Source organism: Mycobacterium paraffinicum (assembly GCF_001907675.1).
GTDB lineage: Bacteria > Actinomycetota > Actinomycetes > Mycobacteriales > Mycobacteriaceae > Mycobacterium > Mycobacterium paraffinicum_A.
Map to the genome: position 1 here is coordinate 1 of NZ_MPNT01000071.1, position 3579 is coordinate 3579.

The following is a 3579-nucleotide window of genomic DNA, read 5'->3' on the forward strand; positions in this document are numbered from 1 at the left end:
GCCGCGGTGATGCGCCCGGTGGTGATACGGGCAGACCAGCACCAGGTTGGTGACAAGTTCCTAATATACCCTCCTGGCAGCCGTCCGGTTACCCCGAGATAGGTAGGTGCCGGGCCACCGACGACACACTCCGGGGCCTTAAAAATCATTGGTCTCCTAACCCTGTTGGGGTCCAGGCTGGTGGTCGAGCATCGGTGTCCGGTATCTGATCCCCACGGAGGCACTGCTGATAATGGCTGAACAACGCCAACTACATTTGGCCGGGTTTTTCTCGGCCGGCAACGTCACTCACGCGCATGGCGCGTGGCGCCATGTTGGTGCCACGAACGGATTTCTGACTGGCGAGTTCTACAAGCAGATTGCACGGACCCTGGAGCGGGGAAAGTTTGACCTGTTATTTCTTCCCGATGGCCTGGCCATCGAAGACAGCTATGGTGAGAACTTGGAGACCGGGGTCGGCCTGGGTGGCCAGGGCGCGGTGGCGCTGGAGCCGACCAGCGTGATAGCGACTATGGCTGCGGTGACGGAACGTTTGGGTCTGGGCGCTACGGTTTCCACAACGTACTACCCGCCGTATCACGTGGCTCGGGTGTTTGCCACGCTCGACAACCTGTCTGATGGCCGGATCTCGTGGAATGTGGTCACGTCGCTCAACGACTCGGAAGCACGCAACTTCGGCGTGGACGAGCACCTTGAGCACGACATCCGATATGACCGCGCTGACGAATTCTTGGAGGCAGTCAAGAAGCTATGGAGTTCTTGGTCCGAGGATGCCTTGTTGTTGGACAAGATTGGCGGTCGGTTCGCCGACCCCAAGAAGGTTCAATACGTCAATCATCGTGGCCACTGGTTGTCCGTCCGTGGCCCCTTGCAGGTTCCACGGTCACGCCAGGGCGAACCGGTGATCCTGCAGGCCGGCTTGTCACCGCGCGGGCGTCGCTTCGCGGGGCGCTGGGCCGAAGCAGTATTCAGCGTCTCGCCCAACCTCGACATCATGCGCGCGGTCTATCAGGACATCAAAGCTCACGTTGCGGCCGCGGGACGTGACCCGGAGCAAACAAAGGTGTTCACCGCGGTAATGCCAGTACTCGGTGAGACTGAGCAGGTGGCCCGTGAGCGTCTGGAATATCTCAATTCTCTGGTCCATCCCGAGGTGGGTTTGTCGACGTTGTCGAGCCATAGCGGTTTGGATCTCTCCAAGTATCCGCTGGATACGAAGTTTTCCGACATCGTCGCCGATCTCGGTGATCGTCACGTGCCGACCATGTTGCAGATGTTTTCTGCGGTGGCCGGTGGCGGTGCGGACCTGACGTTGGCCGAGCTGGGTCGACGATACGGCACCAACGTCGGGTTTGTACCGCAGTGGGCCGGAACTGCCGAACAGATCGCTGATCAATTGGTTAGTCACTTTGAGGCCGGGGCCGCTGACGGATTCATCATTTCGGCGGCGTATCTGCCTGGGATTTACGAGGAATTCGTCGACCAGGTGGTGCCGCTGCTGCAGCAACGTGGTGTGTTCCGTACTGAGTACGAAGGGGCAACGCTGCGTGAGCACCTTGGGTTGGCTCGGCCTGAAGTTGGGAGCATCTGATGACCACCACGGGCATAGATCGAGATATTCTTGCCTACAGCAATTGCCCGGTTCCTAACGCGTTGCTGACAGCGCTGGAGTCAAACCTGTTGGCTGGCAACGGTATTTCGCTGAATGTGCTGAGCGGCGCGCAAGCTGGGTTGCATTTCACCTACGATCATCCCGCCTACACCCGTTTTGGTGGCGAAATTCCACCTCTTATCAGTGAGGGCCTGCGAGCACCAGGACGCACCCGTCTGCTGGGCATCACACCTCTGGCCGGTCGGCAAGGGATCTATGTCCGTGCTGACAGCCCGGTGACATCACCCGAGCAGCTGCGGGGTCGGCGGGTGGGTGTGTCCGGCGCAGCGATCCGCATTCTCACCGGCGAGTTGGGTGACTACCGGCAATTGGATCCGTGGCGGCAAACACTGATCGCGCTGGGCACCTGGGAGGCGCGGGGACTTTTGCAGACCCTGCATATCGGAGGCATCGGGATCAGTGACGTCGAATTGGTGCGTATCGAAAGCCCTGGCGTCGACGTGCCCGAAGAGCGGCTGGAAGCAGCGGCCAGTGTCAAAGGCGCTGACCTGTTTCCCGACGTGGCCGCCCACCAGAGCGACATCCTGAGTAGTGGCAACGTTGATGCGCTATTCACGTGGTTGCCCTGGGCGGCGGAGCTAGAAGACCTCAGCGGCGCGCGGGTACTCGCCGATCTCGGCGACGACAAACGAAACCGGTATGCCAGTGTTTGGACGGTCAGCGCCCAGTTGGTTGACGAGCGACCCGACCTGGTGCAACGACTCGTCGATGCGGCTGTCCAAGCCGGCCGTTGGGCACAGGCCCACCCCGAGGACACCGTTGGCATCCATGCCGCCAACCTCGGGGTAGCACCTTCGGCGATCGGACGCGGTTTCGGCGCTGATTTCGCCCAACATCTGATCCCAACGCTTGACGACTCGGCGCTGGCCGTTGTCGACCAAACTCAACAGTTCCTCATCGACCACAATCTGCTCGACCGTCCGGTGGACCTCACACAGTGGGCAGCACCGCAATTCCTCACCCAATCCGCGACTGGAGAACAGCAATGACGTTGACCGATGACACCACCACGGCACAGAACAGTAGGCATGGCGACCCAATCGAGGTCGCGCGCGAGCTGACGCGAAAGTGGCAAACTACCGTCGTCGAGCGCGACAAGGCAGGTGGTTCGGCAACAGAAGAGCGTGAGGATCTACGCGCCAGTGGGCTGCTCTCGGTGACCGTTCCCCGGCACCTGGGCGGTTGGGGAGCCGACTGGCCTACCGCCCTGGAAGTGGTGCGCGAGATCGCCAAGGTCGACGGATCCCTTGGGCACTTGTTCGGATACCACCTCAGCACCCCAGCCGTTATCGATCTGTGGGGTTCACCCGAGCAAAAGGAACGCCTGCTTCGTCAACTGGCCGAAAACAATTGGTGGACCGGAAACGCCTCCAGCGAGAACAACAGCCACATCCTGGATTGGAAGGTGACGGCCACCCCGGCCGATGACGGCGGGTACTTTTTCAACGGCATTAAGCACTTCAGCAGTGGCGCCAAGGGCTCAGATCTGCTCTTGGTGTTCGGTGTGATACCGGAGGGTTTCCCACAGCAAGGTGCCATCGTAGCGGCGGCCATTCCCACCACCAGAGAAGGCGTTCAGCCAAACGATGACTGGCAGGCGCTGGGGATGCGGCGCACCGACAGCGGCACCACCGAATTCCACAATGTTGCGGTCCGTCCCGACGAGGTGCTCGGCAAACCCAATGCCATCCTCGAGGCGTTCCTGGCGTCCGGGCGCGGAAGCCTGTTCGGCCCGATCGTGCAGTTGGTGTTCTCCTCGGTTTACCTAGGGATCGCGCGCGGAGCGCTCGAGACAGCCCGCGAGTACACCCGAACGCAGGCACGTCCTTGGACGCCGGCCGGGGTCACTCAAGCCGTCGAAGATCCGTACACCATTCGCAGCTACGGCGAATTCGGCATCCAACTAC

General features: G+C 61.1%; 3 protein-coding genes. All 3 read left to right on the top strand.

Features of this window, described 5'->3' with window-relative positions; all coding sequences use genetic code 11:
* Nucleotides 1-232 precede the first annotated feature (232 nt).
* The gene (locus BRW65_RS30700; RefSeq protein ID WP_005099785.1) at nt 233-1591 is read left to right on the top strand and encodes an LLM class flavin-dependent oxidoreductase; all 1359 of its coding nucleotides are present in this window, start codon (nt 233-235) and stop codon (nt 1589-1591) included.
* A complete protein-coding gene (locus tag BRW65_RS30705; protein ID WP_023900526.1) occupies nt 1591-2661 on the top strand; it encodes an ABC transporter substrate-binding protein in 1071 nt (356 codons plus the stop codon). The genes BRW65_RS30700 and BRW65_RS30705 overlap by 1 nt, the downstream gene beginning before the upstream one ends.
* The coding region (locus tag BRW65_RS30710) for an acyl-CoA dehydrogenase family protein (RefSeq protein ID WP_073881213.1) at nt 2658-3579 on the top strand (922 nt) is incomplete at its 3' end. The genes BRW65_RS30705 and BRW65_RS30710, both read left to right, overlap by 4 nt.

Coding starts and splice junctions, on each gene's coding strand:
- BRW65_RS30700 (WP_005099785.1), top strand. CDS start 233: ATGGCTGAACAACGCCAACTACATTTGGCCGGGTTTTTCTCGGCCGGC.
- BRW65_RS30705 (WP_023900526.1), top strand. CDS start 1,591: ATGACCACCACGGGCATAGATCGAGATATTCTTGCCTACAGCAATTGC.